The following is a 22563-nucleotide window of genomic DNA, read 5'->3' on the forward strand; positions in this document are numbered from 1 at the left end:
TCAGCGCCCCCTGTCACGCTTCGCCGAACTCGGCGTCGATCATTTGGAAGACCTCGTCCAGATTGCTGGCCGCCTCGATCCGCTCGGCCGTGCTCTCCGCCTGTCCGTCGTCGTCGGCGACGACGGAGAGCAGGCGGCGCAGTCGCTCGGCCACGTGGCGCCGGTCGGTGTCGGCGATCGCGGCGAGCATGTCTTCCAGCTTCGTCAGTTCCTTGTCGATGGGTGCCTCGGCCGGCTCGTCGCCGCCGCCGAACTCGGCGAGCAGGAGTCGCGCGATCTCCCCGGGTGTCGGGTGGTCGAACACCAGCGTCGCGGGCAGTCGCATGCCCGTGGACTGGGTGAGCCGGTTGCGCAGGTCGACGGCGCCGAGCGAGTCGAAGCCCATCTCCTGGAAGGCCCGCTCGGGTTCGATGGCCGCGGCCGAGGCGTGGCCGAGCACTGCCGCCACGTGGGTGCACACCAGGTCGAGGATGACGGCCGGCCGGTCGGCGACCGCGACGCCCGCAAGCCGGTCGCGCAGCGTCACCGTCGAGGTGTCCACCCGCCGGGCGGGGGCGGGCGCGAGCCCGCGCAGCACGGCCGGGATCACGCCGTCCCGGGCCTGGGCGCGCAGAACGGCCGTGTCGAGCTGGACGGGCGCGAGCAGCGCCGCGTCCGAGGCCAGCGCCCGGTCGAACAGACCGAGACCGAGCTCGGCCGTCAACGGCTTCGCCCCCATCCGCTCCAGCCGCGCCAGCTCCGCACCACTCAACCGCGCCGCCATACCACCGGCTTCGGACCACAGACCCCAGGCCAGCGAGACCGCCGGCAGACCCGCCGCCCGACGAGACGCCGCCAACGCGTCCAACGCCGAGTTCGCCGCCGCGTAGTTACCCTGACCCGGACTGCCGATCAGCGCCGCCACCGACGAGAACAACACGAACGCCTTCAGATCGGCCGAGGCCGTCAACTCGTGCAGATGCCAAGCCGCTTCGACCTTCGGCCGCAGCACCCGCTCGACCTGCTCCGGCGCCAACGACTCGACCGTACCGTCGTCCAGCACCCCGGCCGCATGCACGACACCCGTCAGCGGACGACCCAACCCGCCCAACACCGACGCCAGTTGCCCGCGATCCGCGACATCGCACGCGACGACCTCCGCCGCCGCACCCAACTCGGCCAGCTCCGCCACCAGTTCGGCCACACCCTCGGCCGCCGGACCACGCCGGCTCAACAGCAGCAGATGCCGCACCCCGTACGCCGCCGCCAGGTGCCGCGCGAACACCGCACCCAGACCACCCGTACCACCGGTGACCAGAACCGTGCCCCCGGCATCGAACTCCACCACCGACTGGCCGATGGCCGCCTTCGCGAGCCTCGGGGCGAGCAGCTTCCCGCCGCGCAGTGCAAGCTGCGGCTCCTCCGCCGCCACCACCGCACCCCAGTCGGCCACTTCACCGTCCACGTCGACCAGCACGAACCGGCCCGGGTGCTCCGACTGCGCACTGCGCAGCAGACCCCACACCGCCGCCTGGGCGACCTCCGCCGCCTCACCGTCCACCGACACCGCACCACGCGTCACCAGCGCCAACCGGGCCTCACCCGACCAGTCGTCCGCCAGCCAGGACCGCACCAGCGCCAACGCCCGGATGACGGCCTCGGCCTCACCCCCGACCGAGGTGTCCACCGAGGCCACCACCAGCTGCGGCACCTCACCGCCCTCGGCCAACGCCCGGCCCAGCGCCGCCAGGTCCGCGTGGGTCTCCCCCGCGCCGACCGCCGCGACCCTCAGGTCCGCCGCCCCGGCACCCGGCTGCACGGGCACCCAGTCCAGCTCGTACAGGTGGCGCTCGCCGTCCCGCCGGGCCGCCTCCAGGTGCGCCTGCTCCACCGGGCGGACGTCCAGGCGGCGCAGGCAGGCCAGCGGCAGGCCGTCCTCGCCCGCGATGTCGAGCTGCAGCGAGGTCGGGTCCGGCAGCGAGATCCGCACCCGGATCCGGGTGAGGCCGAAGCGCTCCAGCTGCACGCCGGACCAGGAGAACGGCAGGCCGCTCGGGTTGCCCTCGCCCATGTCGAGCATGCCGAGCCCGCCGTGCAGGGAGGAGTCGAACATCGCCGGGTGAATGGCGAAGCCGTCCGGCGAACCGGCCTCCTCGGGCAGCGCCAGCTCGGCGAAGACCTCGCCGTCCCGGCGCCAGGCGGTCCGCACCGCGCGGAAGGCCGGGCCGTAGTCGAAGCCCGCGTCGGTGAGGTGGGCGTTCTTGTTGAGCATCGAGTACAGCTCGGACACCGTCAGCGGCTCGGCGTCGGCCGGCGGCCACGGGACGGGCAGCTGCGGCAGCGGCTCCGCGTTGGCGGAGAGCCAGCCGCGGGCGTGGCAGGTCAGCTCGGTGGCCTCGTCCTCGCCCGCCTCGACCCGGGAGAACAGCGCGAACTCGCGCCGGGTGTCCTCGCCGGCCGGGCCGACCGTGATCCGGATCTGCCGGGTCAGGTCGTCCTCCAGCACCAGCGGCGCGGCGATGACCATCTCGTCGACGACCTCGCAGCCCAGGCGGCGGCCGATGGTCAGCGCCATCTCGACCATCGCCGTCCCGGGCACCAGGACGATCCCGAACACCTGGTGGTCACGGGTCCACGGCTGGCTCTCCTGGGACATCCGGCCGGTGAACACCCACTCGTCCCGGTCGCCGACCTGCACGGCCGCCGCCAGGATCGGGTGCCGCATCCGGTCCAGCCCGGCCGTCGCGACGTCGCCGGTGCCACCCTTCGGCGCGAGCCAGTAGTTCTCGCGCTGGAAGGCGTAGGTCGGCAGGTCGACGCGCTGCGCGCCCGTGCCCGCGAACACGGCCGCCCAGTCGACCTGAACGCCGGCGGCGTGGGCCTGGCCGAGGAAGCCCGCGAAGGTCTCGCCCTCGCCCTGCTTGGCGCGCAGCGCCGGGACGAACGCCGCCTCCGTGTCGTCCTCGACGCACTGGCGGGCCATCGCCGTCAGCACCGCGTCGGGGCCGAGCTCCAGGAAACGGCGAACGCCCAGCTCCCACAGCGTGGTCACGCCGTCGGCGAAGCGCACCGCCTGGCGCACGTGCCGCACCCAGTACTCGGCGTCGAACGCCGCCACCAGCGCGCCGGTGACGTTCGACACCACCGGAATCCGCGGCTCGGCGTAGGTCAACTTCTGCGCCACCGCACGGAATTCGGCCAGCATCGGCTCCATCCGCGGCGAGTGGAACGCGTGCGAGACCCGCAGCCTCGTCGTCTTACGACCCTCGACCCTCGGCAGCCACTCTTCGACGGCATCCGCGTCACCCGAAACCACCACGGCCGCGGGCCCGTTGACCGCCGCGATCTCCAGCCGACCCGCGAACCCGGCCAGCGACTCGGCCACCTCGGCCTCACCCGCCCGCACGGCCACCATCGCGCCACCACCCGGCAGCGCACCCATGAACCGGCCACGCGCCACCACGAGTTCAGCCGCATCGGCCAAAGACAGCACCCCGGCCACATGCGCGGCCGCGATCTCACCCACCGAGTGCCCGACCAGATAGTCGGCGCGCAGCCCCAGCGACTCCGCCAGCCGGAACAGCGCCACCTCCACCGCGAACAGCGCGGCCTGCGTGAACTCGGTGGCGTCCAGCTCCGCGCCGTCCGCCGCCAGCAGCTCCCGCAGCGAGCGGCCCAGGCGCGGGTCCAGCTCGGCACACACCTCGGTCAGCGCCTCGTCGAACTTCGGGAAAGCGCCCGCGAGTTCGAGGCCCATCCCGGCCCGCTGCGAACCCTGCCCGGTGAACAGGAACGCCGACTTCCCGCCGACCGCCCCCACCCCGGCCGACACCCCGGCCAGCCGCTCCAGCAGCTCGTCACGCCCCGAGGCGACGACGACCGCGCGCCGCTCCAGCAGCGCCCGCGAGGAGACCGCGGAGAACGCGACGTCGGCGACCGACAGTTCGGGCCGCGCCAGCAGGTGCGCCCGCAGCCGCTCGGCCTGCGCCCGCAGCGCCACGTCCGTGCGTGCCGACAGCACCACCGGCACCGCACCCGCCGGCACCACCGGCACCGCACCCGCCGGCACCTCCGGCGCCGCCTGCGTGCTCCGCACGACCGGAGGCGCCTCCTCGACGATGATGTGCGCGTTGGTCCCGCTCACACCGAACGAGGACACGCCCGCCCGGCGCGGACGCCCCTCGACGGCCGACCAGGCGCGCGCCTCGGTCAGCAGCTCGACCTCGCCCGCCTCCCAGTCGATGTGCGGGGACGGCTCGTCCACGTGCAGGGTCTGCGGCAGCACGCCGTGCCGCATCGCCATGACCATCTTGATCACGCCGGCCACACCGGCCGCCGCCGAGGTGTGCCCGATGTTCGACTTGATCGAGCCCAGCCACAGCGGCTGATCCCCGGCCCGCTCACGGCCGTACGTCGCCAGCAGCGCGTGCGCCTCGATCGGGTCACCCAGCTTGGTGCCCGTCCCATGACCTTCGACCGCATCGACCTCCGCTGCCGACAGGCCGGCGCTGGCCAGCGCCGCCCGGATCACCCGCTCCTGCGAGGGCCCGTTCGGCGCGGTGAGACCGTTGCTCGCGCCGTCCTGGTTGACGGCACTGCCCCGGACCAGGCCGAGGATCTTCCGCCCGTTGCGCCGCGCGTCGCTCAGCCGCTCCAGCACGAGCAGGCCGACGCCCTCGGAGAAGCCGGTGCCGTCCGCGTCGGACGAGTACGCCCGGCAGCGCCCGTCCGGCGAGACCGCCCGCTGGCGGCTGAACTCGGTGAGCAGGTACGGGCCGGCGAGCACGGTCACGCCGCCGACCAGCGCCAAAGAGCACTCGCCGTTGCGCAGCGCCTGCCCGGCCATGTGCAGGGCGACCGCGGAGGAGGAGCAGGCGGTGTCGACGGACACCGCCGGGCCCTCCAGGCCCAGCGTGTAGGCGATCCGGCCGGACACCACGCTGGTCGTGGTCCCGGTGAGGCGGTAGCCCTCCAGCTCGCCGGAGGACATGCCGCCGTAGTCGGTGGTCACCACGCCGGCGAACACGCCGGTGTCGCTGCCGCGCAGTGTCGTCGGGTCGATGCCCGCCTGCTCGATGGCCTCCCAGGAGGTCTCCAGCAGCAGGCGCTGCTGCGGGTCCATGGCCAGCGCCTCGCGCGGCGAGATGCCGAAGAACTCGGCGTCGAACTCGCCGATCCGCTCCAGGAAGGCGCCGCCCCGCATGGTGATCTTCCCCGGCAGGTCCGGGTCGGGGTCGTAGATGTCGCGGTCCCAGCCGCGGTCGGTGGGCAGGCCGGCGACCGCGTCACGACCGGCGGCGACCAGTTGCCACAGCTCTTCGGGCGAGGTCACGCCGCCCGGGTAGCGGCAGCTCATGCCGACGATGGCCAGCGGCTCGTCGGCCGCCGCCCGCTTGGGCCGGGCGGCGCGCTTCGGCGCGTCCGCGAGGCCGCCGAACTCGGCGAGCAGCAGCCGCGCGACGGCGCCCGGGGTGGGGTGGTCGAAGATCAGCGTGGCGGGCAGCCGGACGCCGGTCGCCTGGCTGAGCCGGTTGCGCAGCTCGACGGCGCTGAGCGAGTCGAAGCCGAGGTCCTTGAAGGCCCGCTCGGTGTCGATCGCGGCGGCCGAGGCGTGGCCGAGGACAGCAGCCACCTGCTCCCGCACCGCGTCCAGCACGATCCGCTCGCGCTCGGGCTGCTCGACGCCCGCGAGGCGCTGGGCGAGCGAGCCGCCGGTCGCACCGCGGCGGGCGGGGACGGGCGCCAGGCCGCGCAGCAGCGCGGGCAACAGGCCGGACCGGGCCTGGGCCCGCAGGGCGGCCGTGTCGAGCTGGACGGGCGCCAGCAGGGCGGCGTCGGAGCCGAGCGCCAGGTCGAACAGGTCGAGCCCGCGTTCCTGGGACAGCGCGCCGACACCGGTGCGCTCCAGGCGGGCCAGGTCGGCCTCGTCGAGCCGGCCGGCCATGCCGCCGTCGCCGCCCCACAGGCCCCAGGCGAGCGAGGTCGCCGGCAGGCCGGCGGCGCGGCGGGACGCGGCCAGCGCGTCCAGGGCCGCGTTCGCGGCCGCGTAGTTGCCCTGGCCGGGGCTGCCCATCAGGGCGGCCACCGAGGAGAACAGCACGAACGCCTTCAGATCGGCCGAGGCCGTCAACTCGTGCAGATGCCAGGCGGCTTCGAGCTTCGGCCGGAGCACCCGCTCGACCTGCCCGGCCGACAGCGACTCGACGACGCCGTCCTCGACGACACCGGCCGTGTGAACGACCGCCGTCAGCGGCTTCGCCAACCCGGCCAGCACGGCGGTCAGTTGCTCACGGTCCGCCACGTCGCACGCGACGACCTCCGCGGCCGCGCCCAACTCCGCCAGCTCGGCCACCAGTTCGGCGGCACCGGCGGCCTGGAGGCCACTGCGGCTGAGCAGCAGCAGGTCACGCACACCGTGCGCGGCCGCCAGGTGCCGGGCGACGACCGCGCCCAGACCACCCGTACCGCCGGTGACCAGGACGGTCCCGTCCGCGTCGAACCGGACCGCCGGCCCACCGGCCGACGCCTTCGCCAGTCGCGGCGCGAGCAGCTTCCCGCCGCGCAGTGCAAGCTGCGGCTCCTCCGCCGCCAACACCGCGCCCCAGTCGGCCACTTCGGCCTCCGCGTCGACCAGCACGAACCGGCCCGGGTGCTCCGACTGCGCGCTGCGCAGCAGACCCCACACCGCCGCCTGGGCGACGTCCGCCGCCTCACCGTCCACCGACACCGCACCGCGCGTCAGCACGACCAGCCGGGCCTCGCCCAGCCACTCGCTCGCCAGCCGGCCCTGCACCAGCGCCAGCGCCTCCGCGACGGCCGCACGGGCCGAGGCGAGCACGGGGTCGCCGTGGACGGAGATCGTGGCGACGACCACCTGTGGTGCCTCGGCGCCCTCGGCGAGGGCCGCCTCCAGCGCGGCCAGGCCCTCGTGAGCCTCCCCCGCGCCGATCCGCACCAGGGCCGGAGCCCCGGCCACGCTCCCGGCCGCGACCGGCGTCCACTCCACCGCGTACAGCGACTGCCGCGCGTCCCCGCGCGCACCGTCGATGGCCGCCTGCTCGACGGGCCGGACGATGAGGGAGCGTGCGGAGACGACGGGGGTGCCGTCCGGGTCGACGGCGTCCAGGCGCAGCGAGGTGCCGCCGGTCATGACGGAGCGGACCCGCAGGCGGGTGGCGCCGGTGCGGTCGAGCTGCACGCCGTTCCAGCTGAACGGCATGAGGTGGGCGCCGGAACCGGTTCCGGTGAGCAGGATGACGCCGCTCTGGAGGGCGGAGTCGAAGAGCGCGGGGTGGATGCCGAAGCCTTCGTGGCCCTCGGGCAGGGTGACCTCGGCGTATGTCTCGTCGCCGTCGCGCCAGACGGCCTCGACGCCGTGGAAGAGCGGACCGTAGTCGTAGCCGATGTCGGCGAGGCGGGTGTACAGCTCCTCGACGGGCAGCGGCTCGGCGTCCTGCGGCGGCCACTGCTCGGGCCAGTCCGCCACGGGCGCCGCGTCGGCACCCAGCACGCCCCGGGCGTGGCAGGTGGCCTCGGCCTCCCCGGCGGCACCCTCCGGCCGCGAGTAGATGGTGACGTCGCGGCGGCCGTCCGGGCCGGCCGCGCCGACCGCGATCTGCAGCTGACGGGTGACGGCCTCCTGGACGAGCAGCGGCGATTCGAGCACCAGCTCGTCCACCACTGGCACACCGACCTGACGGCCGGCGGCGATGGCCAGCTCGACCAGCGCCACGCCGGGCACGACCATGGCGCCGAGCAGCAGGTGCTCGGCCACCCAGGGCTGCGTCTCGGTGGACACGCGGCCGGTGAACACCCACTCGTCCCGGTCGCCGACCTGCACGGCGGCGGCCAGCAGCGGGTGGTCCATGCCCACGAGCCCGGCCGCCGTGACGTCACCGGCGGCAGCACCCGGGGTCAGCCAGAAGCGCTCGCGCTGGAAGGCGTAGGTCGGCAGGTCGACGCGCCGCGCGCCAGTGCCCGCGTAGTAGGCGGCCCAGTCGACGGCCGCGCCGGCGGTGTGGGCCCGGCCGAGGAAGCCCGCGAAGGTCTCGCGGTCCTCCCGCTTGGCGCGCAGGGCCGCCGCGAACACCGCCTCCGCGTCGTCCTCGACGCACTGGCGGGCCATCGCCGTCAGCACCGCGTCGGGGCCGAGCTCCAGGAAGCGGCGAACGCCCAGCTCCCACAGGGTGGCCACACCATCGGCGAAGCGCACGGCCTGGCGCACGTGGCGCACCCAGTACTCGGCGTCGAAGGCCTCAACCAGCGCGCCGGTGACGTTCGATACCACCGGGATCCGCGGCTCGGCGTACGTCAACTTCTGCGCCACCGTACGGAACTCGGCCAGCATGGGTTCCATGCGGGGCGAGTGGAAGGCGTGCGAGACCCGCAGGCGGGTGGTCTTGCGGCCCTCGACCTTCGGCAGCCACTCCTCGACGGCGTCCGCGTCGCCCGAGACGACCAGCGCGGTGGGCGCGTTGATCGCGGCGATCTCCAGCCGGCCCTCGAACCCGGCCAGCGACTCGGCGACCTCCGCCTCGGTGGCCTGCACGGCCACCATCGCGCCACCGGCGGGCAGCGCACCCATCAACCGGCCACGCGCGACGACGAGTTCGGCGGCGTCGGCGAGCGAGAGGACGCCCGCGACGTGCGCGGCGGCGATCTCCCCGACCGAGTGCCCGACCAGATAGTCCGCCCGCAGCCCCAGCGACTCCGCCAGCCGGAACAGCGCCACCTCCACCGCGAACAGCGCGGCCTGGGTGAACTCGGTCGAGTTCAGCTCCTCGCCACCGGCCGCGATCAACTCCCGCACCGAGCGCCCCAGTCGGGCATCCAGCTCGGCGCAGACCTCGGTCAGCGCCCGCTCGAACACCGGGAACGCCGCGGCCAGCTCCAGGCCCATCCCGGCCCGCTGCGAGCCCTGCCCGGTGAACAGGAACGCCGACTTCCCACCGACACCCGGCGTCCCCGCCGAAACGGCAGCCAGCCGCTCCAGCAGCTCGTCACGCCCCGAGGCGACGACGACCGCACGCCGCTCCAGCAGCGCCCGCGAAGAAACGGACGAGTACCCGAGGTCCGCGACCCGGGCGTCCGGGTCGGCGGCCACCCGTGCCCGCAGTCGCTCGGCCTGCGCCCGCAGCGCCGTGTCCGTACGCGCCGAGAGCACCACCGGCACCGCGCCCGCCGGACGGGCCATGACCTCGTCCGCGCTCTCGCCCGCGCCCTCGGGAGATTCGGCGGGCGCGACCGGCTCCTCCGCCGGCGCCTCCTCGACGATGAGGTGCGCGTTCGTGCCGCTGACGCCGAAGGAGGACACGCCCGCGCGACGCGGCCGCTCACCGGCCGGCCAGTCCCGGGCCTCGGTCAGCAGCTCGACCCGGCCCGAGTCCCACTCCACGTGCGGGGACGGCTCGTTGACGTGCAGCGTGGCGGGCAGCACGTTGTTGCGCATCGCCATGACCATCTTGATCACACCCGCGACACCGGCCGCCGCCGAGGTGTGCCCGATGTTCGACTTGATCGACCCCAGCCACAGCGGCTCGTCCCCGGCCCGCTCACGCCCGTAGGTCGCCAGCAGCGCGTGCGCCTCGATCGGGTCACCGAGCTTGGTCCCGGTGCCGTGACCCTCGACGGCGTCGACCTCCGCCGCCGACAGGCCGGCGCTGGCCAGCGCCTGCCGGATCACCCGCTCCTGCGACGGACCGCTCGGCGCCGTCAGCCCGTTGCTCGCACCGTCCTGGTTGACCGCGCTGCCACGGATCAGGCCGAGAATGCGGCGCCCGTTGCGCCGCGCGTCCGACAGCCGCTCCAGCACGACCAGGCCCACACCGTCCGAGAAGCCGGTGCCGTCCGCGTCGGACGAGTACGCCTTGCAGCGCCCGTCCGGCGCCAGCCCGCGCTGACGGCTGAACTCCACGAACAGGAACGGCCCGGCCAGCACCGTCACACCACCGGCGAGCGCCAGCGAGCACTCCCCGGCCCGCAGCGCGTTCGCCGCCAGGTGCATGGCCACCAGCGACGACGAGCAGGCGGTGTCCACCGACACCGCCGGGCCCTCCAGGCCCAGCGAGTAGGCGACCCGCCCGGACATCACGCTGCTCTGCGTGCCGGTGACCCGGAAGCCCTCCAACTCCGGCAGCGTGGACGGCCCGTAGTCCGAGGACACGGTGCCCGCGTAGATGCCGGTGTCGCTGCCCTTGAGCGAGGACGGGTCGATGCCCGCGTCCTCCAGCGCCTCCCACGCCGTCTCCAGCGTCAGCCGCTGCGTCGGGTCCATCGCCAGCGCCTCACGCGGCGAGATCCCGAAGAAGTCCGCGTCGAAGGTCGTCGCCGTGTCGACGAAACCGCCCTCGACGGCGTACGCGCTGCCCGGCCGCTCCGGGTCCCGGTCGTACAGCCTCTCCAGGTCCCAGCCACGGTCGGTCGGGAACGGACCCATCCCGTCCCGGCCCTCGGCGACCAGCTGCCACAGCTCCTCGGGCGAAGTCACCCCACCCGCGAACCGGCAGCTCATGCCGACGATCGCGATCGGCTCGACGTCGCGCTGCTCCAGGTCGCGCACCCGCCGGTTCGCGGTGCGCAGCTCGTTGGTGACGCGCTTGAGGTAGGTACGGAGCTTCTGCTCATCGCTCACCGAACCGTTTGCCGAACCGTTCACGGAACCGTTCGCCGAACCGTTCGCGGAACCGTTCGCCGAACCCCCCTGCGACGCCTTCGTCCGACCACTCATCGCTCTGCTCCGGCCCTCGTCGTTCTTCCCGGTCATGCGGATCCGAGCTCCTTGTCGATCAGGTCGAACATGTCGCTGTCCGAAACGAAGTCGAGGTCGTCTTCGAAGGTGTCGTCGTCATCGGCGTCCTCGGCGCCGGTGGCGCTCAGCAGGGCGCGGAGCCGGTTGCTGAGCGAGCGCAACCTCGGCTCCGCACCGGCGAGTTGCTGCGAGTGGCCGGAGACGGCGATCAGCAGGGCTTCCAGCCGCTGCAGTTCCTGCTCCAGCGGCGAGGGCTGCTCGACGCCGCCCGTCCCGCCGACCAGGGACAGGATCAGCCGCGCCGCCTCGACCGGGGTCGGGTGGTCGAAGACCAGCGTGGCGGGCAGCCGGAGACCGGCCACCTGGCTGAGCCGGTTGCGCAGCTCGACCGCGGCCAGCGAGTCGAAGCCGAGGTCCTTGAAGGCCCGCCCGGGCTCGATCGCCGCGGCCGAGGCGTGGCCGAGCACGGAGGCGACCTGCGCCAGGACCAGGTCCAGCACGACCTGCTCCCGGTCGGCCTCCGGCACGCCGGCGAGGCGGCGTTCCAGGGAGCGCGCGTTGTCGGCGCGGCGGGCGGGGGCCCGCACGAGGCCGCGCAGCAGGGCGGGCAGCAGGCCGGACCGGGCCTGGGCGCGCAGCGCGGCCGGGTCGAGGCGGACGGGGGCGAGCAGTGCGGCCTCGGCGCCGAGGGCCTGGTCGAAGAGGTCCAGGCCGAGCTGGTTGGAGATCGCGCCGATGCCGGTGCGCTCCATCCGGGCGAGGTCGGCCTCGTCGAGTTCGCCGGTCATGCCGGTGGAGTCGGACCACAGGCCCCAGGCGAGCGAGAGGGCCGGCAGGCCGGCGGCCCGGCGGGACGCGGCGAGCGCGTCGACGGCCGCGTTGGCGGCGGCGTAGTTGGCCTGGCCGGCGTTGCCGAGCAGGCCGGCGGCGGAGGAGAACAGCACGAACGCGGACAGGTCCAGCCGCTCGGTGAGCTCGTGCAGGTGCCAGGCGGCGTCGAGCTTGGGCCGCATGACGAGCCCGATCTGCTCGGGCGTCAGCGACTCGATGACGCCGTCCGCCAGCACGCCGGCGGTGTGCACGACGGCGGTCAGCGGCCGCTCCACCGCGCCGATCAGCGAGGCGAGTTGCGCCCGGTCGGTGACGTCGCAGGCGGCCACCCGGGCCTCGGCGCCGAGTTCCGCCAGTTCGGCGACGAGTTCGGCGGCCCCGGCGGCGGCCGGGCCGCGACGGCTGACCAGCAGCAGGTGCCGCGCGCCGTACCGGGTGACGAGGTGCTTGGCGAAGAGGGCGCCGAGGCCGCCGGTGCCACCGGTGATCAGGACGGTGCCCTCGGGGTCGAGCGGCGCCGGCACGGTCAGCACGACCTTGCCGGTGTTGCGGCCCTCGCGCAGGTAGCGGAAGGCCTCCTGGCCCCGGCGCACGTCCCAGGAGCGGATCGGCGACGGCACCAGCACCTTGCGCTCGAACAGCGCGGCGAGCTCGACCAGCATCTCCTGGATGCGCTCCGGCCCGGCCGCGGTGACCAGGTCGTACGAGCGGTAGCGCACCCCGGCGTGCTGCCGGGCGACGGCCTCCGGGTCGCGCAGGTCGGTCTTGCCCATCTCCAGGAAGCGGCCGCCGCGCGGCAGCAGCTCCAGCGAGGCGTCGACGAACTCGCCGGCCAGCGAGTTCAGCACCACGTCCACGCCCCCGCCGCCGGTCACCGCCCGGAACGCGTCCCGGAAGCCCAGGTCGCGGGAGTTGGCGATCCGCTCGGTGGGCACGTCCAGCGCCCGCACGGCGTCCCACTTGGCGGGGCTCGCGGTCGCGAACACCTCCGCGCCGAAGTGGTGGGCGAGCTGGATCGCGGCCATACCGACACCGCCGGCCGCCGCGTGCACCAGCAGCTTCTCGCCCACCCGCAGGCCGGCCAGGTCGACCAGGCCGTAGTAGGCGGTCAGGTAGACGACCGGAACCGCCGCCGCCTCGGCGAAGGTCAGCCCGGCCGGCATCGGCGCGACCGTGCGCCGGTCGGCGACGGCGACGGGGCCGAAGGCGTCCATCACCAGGCCGAAGACGCGGTCACCGGGCTTCAGGTCCGTGACGTCGGCGCCGACTTCGAGCACCACGCCCGCGGCCTCGCTGCCCAGCGGCGCCTCGCCCGGGTACATGCCGAGCGCGATCAGCACGTCACGGAAGTTGACGCCCGCGGCCCGCACCCCGATCCGCACCTCGCCGACGCCGAGCGCGCGGGCGCCGTCCGAGGGCAGGATCGTCAGGTTCTCCAGCGAGCCCTTCTCGGTGCTGCCCAGCCGCCAGGCCTGCCCGGCGGGGGCGGCGACGGCGCGGGCGAGCCGCGGCGCGAGCAGGGCGCCGCCGCGCACGGCGAGCTGCGGCTCGTCGAGGTCCGCGAGGCAGGTCCAGTCCGGTGCGGCCGCACCGTCGGTGTCGACCAGGACGAACCGGCCGGGGTGCTCGGCCTGCGCGCTGCGCAGCAGGCCCCAGGCGGGGGACTGCGCGAGGTCCACCGGCTCGGCGCCGACGGCGACCGCGTTCCGGGTCACCGCGACGAGCGTCGCCTCGCCCAGCCATTCGCTGGCGAGCCAGAGTTGGGCGAGCGCGAGGGTGCGCTCGGCGACCGCGCCGGCGGCCCGGGCGGGGTCGGTCCCGGTGGGGCCGTCGATCGCGGCGAGCACCAGGTCCGGCCCGGCCGCACCGGCCTCCAGCGCCTTCTCCAGCGCCGCCAGGTCGGCGAAGCGCTCGCCCGGCGCGTCGAGCTCGCCGAGGACGGCGATGCGGGCCCGCGACGGGGCGCCGGTGACCGGCGTCCACTCCAGCTGGAACAGCTCGTTCTGCTCGCCGCGGGCGCGCAGCTGCGCCGGGTCGACGGGCCGCACGGCGAGGCTGTCGACGGCGACGACCAGTTCGCCGTCCCCGTCCGCGACCTCGACCCGGAACGCGGACTCGCCGGCGCCGGTGATCCGCACCCGGGCCCGGGCGGCGGCCGGGCGCCCGAGCCGCACGCCGGACCAGGAGAACGGCAGGTCGGGGGCGGAGCCGGCGGCCTTGTCCAGCATGCTGGCGTGCAGCGCGGAGTCGAACAGCGCCGGGTGGACGGCGAAGCCGTCGACGGCCGCGTCCTCGGGCAGCGCCACCTCGGCGTACACCTCGGAGCCGCTGCGCCAGACCGTCTGAACGCCCTGGAACAGCCGGCCGTAGTCGAGCCCGAGGTCGGCCAGCCGCTCGTACAGGGCGTCGGCGGAGGACTCGACGGCGGCGACCGGCGGCCAGACCGCGGGGAACGGCGCGACCGGCCCGGCCTCGGGGGCGAGCCGGCCGCGGGCGTGCCGGACGGTGTCCCGCGCGCCGTCCGGGCCGGTCCCGGCCTCGGCGAGGGAGTGGATGGACAGCTCGCGCCGCCCGTCCTCGCCCGGTGCGCCGACGGTGACCTTGACGTGCCGGGCGGCGCCCTCGTCGAGGGTCAGCGGCGCCTCGAAGACCAGCTCGTCGAGGAGTTCGCAGCCCAGGTGCCGGGCGGCGGCGAGGACGAGTTCGACCAGCGCGGCGCCGGGGACGATCACCACGCCGAGGACGACGTGGTCGCGCACCCACGGCTGCGACTCGGTGGAGAACCGTCCGGTGAACACCCACTCGTCACGGTCGCCGACCTGCACGGCCGCCGCCAGCACCGGGTGCCCGATCCGGTCCAGGCCGGCCGCGACGACGTCACCGCCCTGCGCGGACGGCGTCAACCAGTAGGTCTCCCGCTGGAAGGCGTACGTCGGCAGGTCGACGCGCTGCGCGCCGGTGCCGGCGAACACGGCCTCCCAGTCGACCTTCACCCCGGCGGCGTAGGCCTCGCCCAGCGACAGCGAGAACCGCTCCGGGCCGCCCTCGCCGCGGCGCAGCGAGCCGACCACGGCCACGCGGCCGGTGGCCTCCGCCGCCTCGACGGTGTCCCCCACGGCCATGGTCAGCACGGGGTGCGGGGACGCCTCCAGGAAGCAGCCCATGCCCTTGTCGATCAGCGCGCGGATGGCGGGCTCGAAGCCGACCTGGCCGCGCAGATTCTTGTACCAGTAGGCGGCGTCCAGCACCGCCGTGTCGATGAACTCGCCGACGACGGTGGAGTAGAACGGGATCCGGCCGCTGGTCGGCTCGACCGGGGCGAGGGCGGCGAGCAGCTCGGCCTCGATGGCCTCGACCTGCGCGGAGTGCGAGGCGTAGTCGACCTTGACCTTGCGGGCCCGGACGCCGTCGCGCTCGCAGGCCTCGAACACCTCGTCCAGCGCGCCGGGTTCACCGGCGACGACGACGGCGGCCGGGCCGTTCACGGCGGCCACCGAGAGGCGGCCCTCGTACGGCTTCAGCAGCTCCTCGACCCGCTCCACCGGCAGCGCCACCGACATCATGCCGCCGAGACCCGCGAGCCTGTCGCGCACCAACTGGCTGCGGACCGCGACGATCCGGGCCGCGTCACGCAGCGACAGACCGCCCGCAACATAGGCCGCCGCGATCTCGCCCTGCGAGTGCCCGACCACGGCCGCCGGCTCGAGACCGTACGAGCGCCACAGCGCCGCCAGCGACACCATCACCGCGAACAGCGCCGGCTGGACCACGTCCACCCGCTCGAACGACGGCGCGCCCTCCTTGCCGCGCAGGACGTCCTCCAGGCTCCAGTCGACGAACTCGGCCAGCGCCTCACCACACGCGGCGATCTCCGCCGCGAACACCGGCGCCGAGTCCAGCAGTTCGACCGCCATTCCGACCCACTGCGCACCCTGCCCCGGGAACACGAACACCGGCTTGACGGCCGACCCGCCGGTCTGGCCCTCCAGCACGTTCGCGGCCGGCTCCGCCGAGCTGAGGTCGCTCAGCCCGGTCAGCAGGGCGCCCCGGTCGGCGGCCACGACGACCGCGCGGTAGTCCAGTTGGGCGCGCATGGTGGCCCGGGTGAAGCCGATGTCGAGGTGGTCCAGCTCGGGGCGGGCGATCATGTGGGCCCGGAGCCGGTCGGCCTGCTCGCGCAGCGCCGCCTCGCTGCGCGCCGAGAGCGGCACGAACACCGGCGTCCGCACGCCGCCGGCCCCCGCGGAAGCCGCGGAAGCCCCGGAGGCCCCGGCCGGCTCAGCGTCCTCGGCCGGCTCGGCCGGCTCCACCGCCGGCGCCTCCTCCAGGATCACGTGCGCGTTGGTCCCGCTGACCCCGAACGAGGACACGCCCGCCCGGCGCGGCCGCCCCTCGGCGACCGGCCAGTCCCGGGCCTCGGTGAGCAGCGCGACCTCGCCCGAGGCCCAGTCGACGTGCGGGGACGGCGCGTCCACGTGCAGGGTCGGCGGCAGCGTCTCGTTGCGCAGCGCCATCACCATCTTGATCACGCCCGCGACGCCGGCGGCGGCCTGGGTGTGGCCGAAGTTCGACTTGATCGAGCCGAGCCACAGCGGCCCGTTCTCGCGGTTCTGGCCGTAGGTGGCGAGCAGCGCCTCGGCCTCGATCGGGTCGCCGAGCGGCGTTCCCGTCCCGTGGCCCTCGACGGCGTCCACGTCGGCGGTGGTCAGCCCGGCGCTGGCCAGCGCCTGCCGGATCACCCGCTCCTGGGACGGGCCGTTCGGCGCGGTGAGGCCGTTGCTGGCGCCGTCCTGGTTGACGGCGCTGCCGCGGACCAGGCCGAGGATCCGGCGGCCGTTGCGCCGCGCGTCGGAGAGCCGCTCCAGCACGAGCAGGCCCATGCCCTCGGCCCAGCCGACGCCGTCCGCGCCCGCCGCGTACGCCTTGCAGCGCCCGTCCGGCGAGAGGGCTCGCTGGCGGCTGAACTCCACGAAGGCGCTGGGCCGGGCGAGGGTGGTGGCGCCGCCGACCACGGCGAGCGAGCACTCCCGGTTGCGCAGGGCCTTGCCGGCCAGGTCGATCGCGACGAGGGAGGAGGAGCAGACGGTGTCGACGGTGACGGCCGGGCCCTCGAAGCCGAAGGTGTAGCTGATCCGGCCGGAGGCGACGCTGGGCGAGGAGGCGATGGAGAGGTAGCCCTCGATCTCCGGGCGGCGGTCGCTCTGGCCGGCGACGAACTGGTAGTCGGAGAACATGAGGCCGCAGAAGACGCCGGTGTCGCTGCCCTTGAGGGTCAGCGGGTCGATGCCCGCGTCCTCGAAGGCCTCCCAGGCGCCCTCCAGCAGCAGGCGCTGCTGCGGGTCCATGGCCAGCGCCTCGCGGGGCGAGATGCCGAAGAAGTCGGCGTCGAACTCGGCCATGCCGGGGAGGAAGCCGCCGTGCCGGGTGTAGGCGGTGCCGGGGTGGTCCGGGTCGGGGTCGTAGAGGTTGTCCAGGTCCCAGCCGCGGTCGGCGGGGAACTCCGAGATTCCCGTCCGGCCCTCGGAGACCAGCGACCACAGGTCCTCGGGCGAGGCCACGCCGCCGGGGAAGCGGCAGCTCATCCCGACGATCGCCAGGGGCTCGGCCGCGCGGTCGAGCAGCTGTTGGTTCTGCCGCCGCAGGCGCTCGGTCTCCTTCAGCGACTTGCGCAGGGCTCCGACGACGTCGGGCTTCTCGAGGGCCATGCTGTTTCCCCCACCTTCGGACTCATGCCGTCGACCTTGTGGTCGATTGGTAGATCCGACGGTGGGCTGTCCAGATACAGCCAATCTCGAAGAATTTCTCGCACGAGGTGTAGCCGCCCCGGAGCCCGGGCACTCTGACTGTTTGTCATGTCCCCCAGGAAGAGGAATCCATCCCTCCGCCCTGCTTCGCGCACGCGAAGGCCCGTGCCCCCTCCGACCGGAGGGGGCACGGGCCCTCGACGCCTGCCGCTACGCCTTCGCGGAGAGCGCGTCCTCCACCGACCGGCGGACGGCGGCGGTCAGCCCGTCACCGTTCTCCGTGAAGAAGAAGTGGCCGCCCTGGTGGACGTCCAGGCTGAACCCCCCGGTGGTGGCCTGACGCCAGCCGGCCGCCTCGGACTCGGAGACCTTCGGGTCGACGTCGCCGATGTGCACGTGGATCGGCACCCCGATCCGCGCCTCCGGCGAGCTGCAGTACTTCTCGGCGATCCGGTAGTCCGCCTGCATCGGCGGCAGCACGATGTCGATGATCTCCTCGTCCTGCAGCAGCTCGCTCCCCATGCCGCCGAGCTCGACCATCTCCCGGAGGAAGTCCTCCCGGCTCTTGAGGTGGGTCTGCTCGTCCTTGCGCAGCGTCGGCGCCACCCGCCCGCAGGCGAACAGCGACAGCGGGGCCCGGCCTGCGGCCTCCAGCCGCTGGGCGACCTCGAAGCCCACCAGCGCGCCCATGCTGTTGCCGAGCAGCACGACCGGCAGGTCCGTCCAGTCGTCCAGCTGCTCGGCGATGTCGGCGGCCAGCTCCGCGATGCTGTCCCGGAACGGCTCGCGCCGCCGGTCCTGCCGCCCGGGGTACTGCACGCCGTACACGTCGAACTCGCCGAAACCGCGGGCGAACTGGAAATAGGAGTTCGCCGATCCACCGGCATGCGGGAAACAGACCAGTGCGGCCTTGGGTTCCTGCGCCGAACTCAGCTTGCGAATCCAGAGGTTGAAGCCGTCCGTGTCGACCATTTTTCGATCTCCCCGCTCAATTGCGTCTTGCGCTCATCCTGCCGCGCCGCCTGACACGACGTCATCGGCCTTCTCCCGGACGGCGGCCGGCGCTTCCGGCGCCGCCGCCTTCTCCGGGAACTTGACGAACAGTACGCAGGCGAGCGCCCCCACCGCCAGGAAGGCACTGGGCAGCAGGCTGGTCTCGCTCAGGGCCTTGGCGTACGGCTCGTGGAGGAAGTCCGGCACCGCGCTGGGGCTGCCCTCGAAGCTCTTCGAGTGGCCGCCGGCGCCCGGCAGGTGCGCCGCGATCCGGTCGACCAGGAGGGAGCCGACCACGGCGCTGCCGAGCACGGAGCCCATCTGCCGCATGGTGTTGTAGATCCCGGAGCCCGCACCGGCCTGGTGGACGGGGAGGTTGCGGGTGGCGGTGGCGGCGAGCGGGCCCCAGCACATGGCGTTGGCGATACCGGTCACGCCGGCCACGGTGGAGAACACCCACAGCGGCGAGTCGGGCGTCATCAGCACGGCGAACACCGCGATCGCGACGGTGAAGACCGTGAAGCCCATGGTGGTGAAGATGCGCGGGTGCAGCTTGTCGGACATCTTGCCGACGAACGGCGCGGCGACACCGGTCATGATCGCCAGCGGCGCGAAGACCAGCGCCGACTCGGCCGCGGTGAGCCCCCGCACGCCCTGCAGGTAGAAGTAGGCGGGCACGGTCCACGCGGTCACCGCGGCGCCCATGCAGGCGATGCCGACGTTGGCGAGCGAGAAGTTGCGGTCGCGGAACAGCGAGAGCAGCAGCAGCGGCTGGTTCCTGGTGCGCGCCTGGGTGAAGACGAACAGGGCGAGCACGGCCAGGCCGCCGCCGATCATCAGCCAGATACCGGCGTCCCAGTCCTTGTTGTTGCCCTCCTGCAGGCCGTAGACGAGCAGGAACATGCCGGCGCAGGACAGCAGGATGCCGACCGGGTCGAACTTGTGCTCCTCGGTCGGCAGCGCCGGCACCAGCTTCCACGCCAGCGCGAAGGCCACGACGCCGATCGGCACGTTGACCAGGAAGATCCACTCCCAGCCGACCGAGTCGACCAGCAGGCCGCCGACGACCGGGCCGAGCAGCAGGAAGATGCCGGAGGAGCCGCCCCAGATGCCCATCGCGGCGCCGCGCTTGTCCGCCGGGAAGATCTTGGTGATCACGGCCATCGTCTGCGGCGTCATCAGCGCGGCGCCGAGGCCCTGCACGGCGCGCGCGGCGATCAGCATGCCGATGCTCCCGGACACGCCGCACCACAGCGAGGAGAGCGTGAAGACCGCCAGGCCGATCAGGTAGATGTTCTTGGCCCCGAAGCGGTCGCCCAGCCGCCCGGTGAACAGCAACGGCGCCGCATAGGTGAGCAGGTAGGCACTGGTCACCCAGATGACCTGCGAGACGCTCGTGTCGAAGGATTCGGTGATCGCGGGGTTGGCGACCGCGACCACGCTCATGTCCAGGATGATCAGTGAGAACCCGGCGATCAGCGCGCCCAGCGCCGGCCAGGGGTTGCGTTCAACGGTCACGGTTGCCTTCCCAACGGTACGGTTGCGACCTTCCGGGACCACCATGCCCGTCCCAACGAGCCGGTTGCGCCCCTTTTGCCGCAACCCAGATCCCACGAGTCACCGTCTGGGTACACATGCAGCGACTTTCTGTCATGGATGTGGCGGATCTCACATCCCCGCCGGTCACGGGGTGGACGGTACGGTCGACCGCGCGGCAGGCGCTTCGCCGCACGCGCCCCCCGACGCTTCTTGACCCCCTCTTTGACCATGACATTTCAATTGTCCGCGCACGCTGTCGCCCTCGCACCGCCCCGACCAGCAAATCTCTTTCACCGGGCCGGAGTTACCCGCCGGTTAGGTTCGGCGGCGGGAAGCCGGTGCGCAAAGAATTCACGGCAAACCCGTCGGCGATCCCCCCGACAACCCGCCCCCGCGGACCAAACGAGAAAGCACGTCAACTAACCGATGACCCACCGCGGCGACGCGCCCGGGAAATACGGAACATCGGCGATCCGAAATGCCCTCAGTCCCAGGTCACGGGCCCGTTCCCGGCCCGTCCGACCGTCCGGTCCAGACCAACTCACGGCCCACCACATCCCGTTGATCAGAGGACCTTTGACGAGCACACCAAGTGTTCGACATACTCGACGGAGAGTGGGGGTCCACGGTTCATCCGGCGTCCTCGGGGTCGAGGGGCGCGACAGGGTCCAAGGGCCCTACCGGGGGCTGGGGGAAACGGCAATTGTCGGTGCTCGGCGATAAGGTCGGAATCGACGATGAGGGGGAATACGAATAAGCCGTCGCGGATCCGTGAGGGGATCCGTTAATTCCACGTGACGGTCAGGGATTGCTGCACCGCTTGACCCGGGCGCAGCGCGTGCGTTCGGCGGGACATCAGCGTCAACCGCTGGGTCGACACCACACATGACCAGCGGTGACGAGAAGCAGACAAACGGGGGATGTATGCGTACACCTACCCTGAACGAACTAGTTGACGATTGCATAGCCGGGAACCAGGACAGCTGGAGCCGGATCGTCGAGCGCTACACGCCGCTGATCTGGGCGATCGCGCGGGGGCACCGGCTCAGCACGGCCGACTGCGAGGACGTCAGCCAGACCACCTGGATGCGCGTCATCCAGCACCTGGGAAAGCTGCGCGACCCCGAGAAGCTGTCCCAGTGGATCGCGGTGTCGGCCCGTCGGGAGAGCCTGAAGCACATCGAGAAGTCCGGCCGCACCTCGCCGGTCGGTGACTCCCCGGTGTTCGACCAGTCCGAACCCACCGAGAACCACCCGGAGGAGATCGCGCTCGCCAAGGAGCGGGACAACGAGGTCCTGCTCGCGTACTGCGCGCTCTCGCCCAAGTGCCAGGCCCTGCTCGGGCTGCTGGTGACCGACCCGCCCATGTCCTACGACGAGATCAGCGCGACGCTGGGCATGCCGCGGGGCTCGCTCGGCCCGATCCGGTCGCGCTGCCTGGCCCATCTCGCCAAACTCCTCCAGCGCGAGACCGAACGGTCCGAGCGGGCGAAGGAGTTGGTGGACACCATCACCCGCTCCGGGATGCGGACCTACGCCCTGGAGCTGCAACGCTGACCGCGCGCGCAAGCGCCTCCCGCCCCGGACCGGGCGCGGCCGCTCAGGCCTCGACCGCTCCGGCGGGAGGCGCTTGCGGCGTTTCCGCCGCTTCCGCCGCTTCCGCTGCTTCCGCAGCTTCCGGCTTGTCCGGCATGTCCGGCGCGTCCGCGGCTGCCCGCCCGGCCGCGCCGGCGGTCCCGACCAGGCCGTCCGCGAGCATCGACGCGAACAGCGCCTTCGCGGCGTCGACCACGCCGACCGGGGGCCGCCCGATGGCGTCCGCGAGCCTGGCGAGCGTCTCGTCGCCCGGTTCCGTCGACATCGTGTCGTCCGACTCGCTCACGCTCACCCCTCACGCTCCGTAACTAGTTCATTCCTCAACCATGAATGGCCAGAATATACCTGCACGTGAAGGGATTCAACGCCCACACAACCGGGTAAACCCCGCCAGCAGCCCGAATGGTTCAAGCCACGGCGGCCCGCCCGCCGGCCGGCGCCCGGTCAGCCCGTGATCGAGAAGAAGATCGTGTCCTGGCTGTACCAGTCCAGGTGCTCCGTCGCGTACTCCCAGTTCTCGTGCTCGCACTCGAACAGCTTGATCATCTCCAGCAGGTCGTACCGCAGGCCCTGTTCCAGCCGGTCCAGCACGGCCCGGTACGCCGCGGCCGCGGGCCCGGCCTTGGCCAAGGGGAACATGCCGATGTGCGGGCCGTCCACGGGGTACGGGATGCCGAACGGGATCTCCGGCGGCGGCCCCGAGAACAGGTGGTCGTGCAGCAGCAGGTCCTCGGCCACGCCCAGCCGGCGCAGCTCCTCGTCGAGGGCGCCGAAGAAGGTCGCGGGCCGGGAGTAGACGCCGAGGTCGCAGGAGTCGGAGGCGTTGCGGTCGATGACGAGCTGCAGGGCCGCGTAGTAGGCGCCGGCCGCGTACGACCCCGCCGAGTCCGCACGGCCGGCGACCAGGTGGTCGAGCGCGTCCGGGATCGACAGGCCCCAGTCGATGCCCTGGCGGTCGAGCTCCGCCTGGCGCTCCCGCGCCCGCCCGCGCGCCCGGTCGAGGCGCCGCTCCTGATCCGGCGTCAGCCGCCCGGCCGCACCGAGGAAGGCCACGACCTCGGCCCGGTCCGCCGTGCTGTACGTGATGATTCGGCTCATGGCCGCCATGCTGCCAGCCCCCGCCGACACCCGGCG

At 73.4% G+C, this 22563-nt stretch carries 7 protein-coding genes; 1 reads left to right on the forward strand and 6 read right to left on the reverse strand.

Annotated elements, in window-relative coordinates:
- Window positions 1–13 precede the first annotated feature (13 nt).
- From ACPC54_RS07580 to ACPC54_RS07595, 4 genes are all read right to left on the reverse strand, one after another.
- Window positions 14–10609, reverse strand: a complete 10596-nt coding sequence (locus tag ACPC54_RS07580; protein ID WP_498962253.1) for an SDR family NAD(P)-dependent oxidoreductase — start codon at window positions 10607–10609, stop codon at window positions 14–16.
- A 128-nt stretch (window positions 10610–10737) separates the two neighbouring features.
- Entirely contained in the window at window positions 10738–17262 is a 6525-nt protein-coding gene (locus tag ACPC54_RS07585) for an SDR family NAD(P)-dependent oxidoreductase (protein WP_498962255.1), read from the reverse strand.
- 249 nt (window positions 17263–17511) lie between these two features.
- Window positions 17512–18273, reverse strand: coding sequence for a thioesterase II family protein (locus tag ACPC54_RS07590; RefSeq protein WP_498962256.1), 762 nt, complete (start codon window positions 18271–18273; stop codon window positions 17512–17514).
- 33 nt (window positions 18274–18306) lie between these two features.
- Window positions 18307–19812, reverse strand: coding sequence for a DHA2 family efflux MFS transporter permease subunit (locus tag ACPC54_RS07595; protein ID WP_498962258.1), 1506 nt, complete (start codon window positions 19810–19812; stop codon window positions 18307–18309).
- A 945-nt stretch (window positions 19813–20757) separates the two neighbouring features.
- On the opposite strand from ACPC54_RS07595, the gene ACPC54_RS07600 reads away from it, so the two are divergent.
- Window positions 20758–21390, forward strand: a complete 633-nt coding sequence (locus ACPC54_RS07600; protein ID WP_498962260.1) for an RNA polymerase sigma factor — start codon at window positions 20758–20760, stop codon at window positions 21388–21390.
- Between the two features lie 43 nt (window positions 21391–21433).
- Here ACPC54_RS07600 and ACPC54_RS07605 read toward each other — a convergent pair whose 3' ends face one another.
- Together ACPC54_RS07605 and ACPC54_RS07610 are read right to left on the reverse strand one after the other, a co-directional pair.
- The gene (locus ACPC54_RS07605; RefSeq protein ID WP_498962262.1) at window positions 21434–21715 is read right to left on the reverse strand and encodes a hypothetical protein; all 282 of its coding nucleotides are present in this window, start codon (window positions 21713–21715) and stop codon (window positions 21434–21436) included.
- A 158-nt stretch (window positions 21716–21873) separates the two neighbouring features.
- A complete protein-coding gene (locus tag ACPC54_RS07610; RefSeq protein WP_498962264.1) occupies window positions 21874–22527 on the reverse strand; it encodes a DUF7691 family protein in 654 nt (217 codons plus the stop codon).
- Window positions 22528–22563: the final 36 nt, after the last annotated feature.

The sequence above is a fragment of the Kitasatospora sp. NPDC094028 genome, assembly GCF_049543595.1.
Classification (GTDB): domain Bacteria; phylum Actinomycetota; class Actinomycetes; order Streptomycetales; family Streptomycetaceae; genus Kitasatospora.

Coding starts and splice junctions, on each gene's coding strand:
- ACPC54_RS07585 (WP_498962255.1), bottom strand. CDS start 17,262: ATGGCCCTCGAGAAGCCCGACGTCGTCGGAGCCCTGCGCAAGTCGCTG.
- ACPC54_RS07590 (WP_498962256.1), bottom strand. CDS start 18,273: ATGGTCGACACGGACGGCTTCAACCTCTGGATTCGCAAGCTGAGTTCG.
- ACPC54_RS07600 (WP_498962260.1), top strand. CDS start 20,758: ATGCGTACACCTACCCTGAACGAACTAGTTGACGATTGCATAGCCGGG.
- ACPC54_RS07610 (WP_498962264.1), bottom strand. CDS start 22,527: ATGAGCCGAATCATCACGTACAGCACGGCGGACCGGGCCGAGGTCGTG.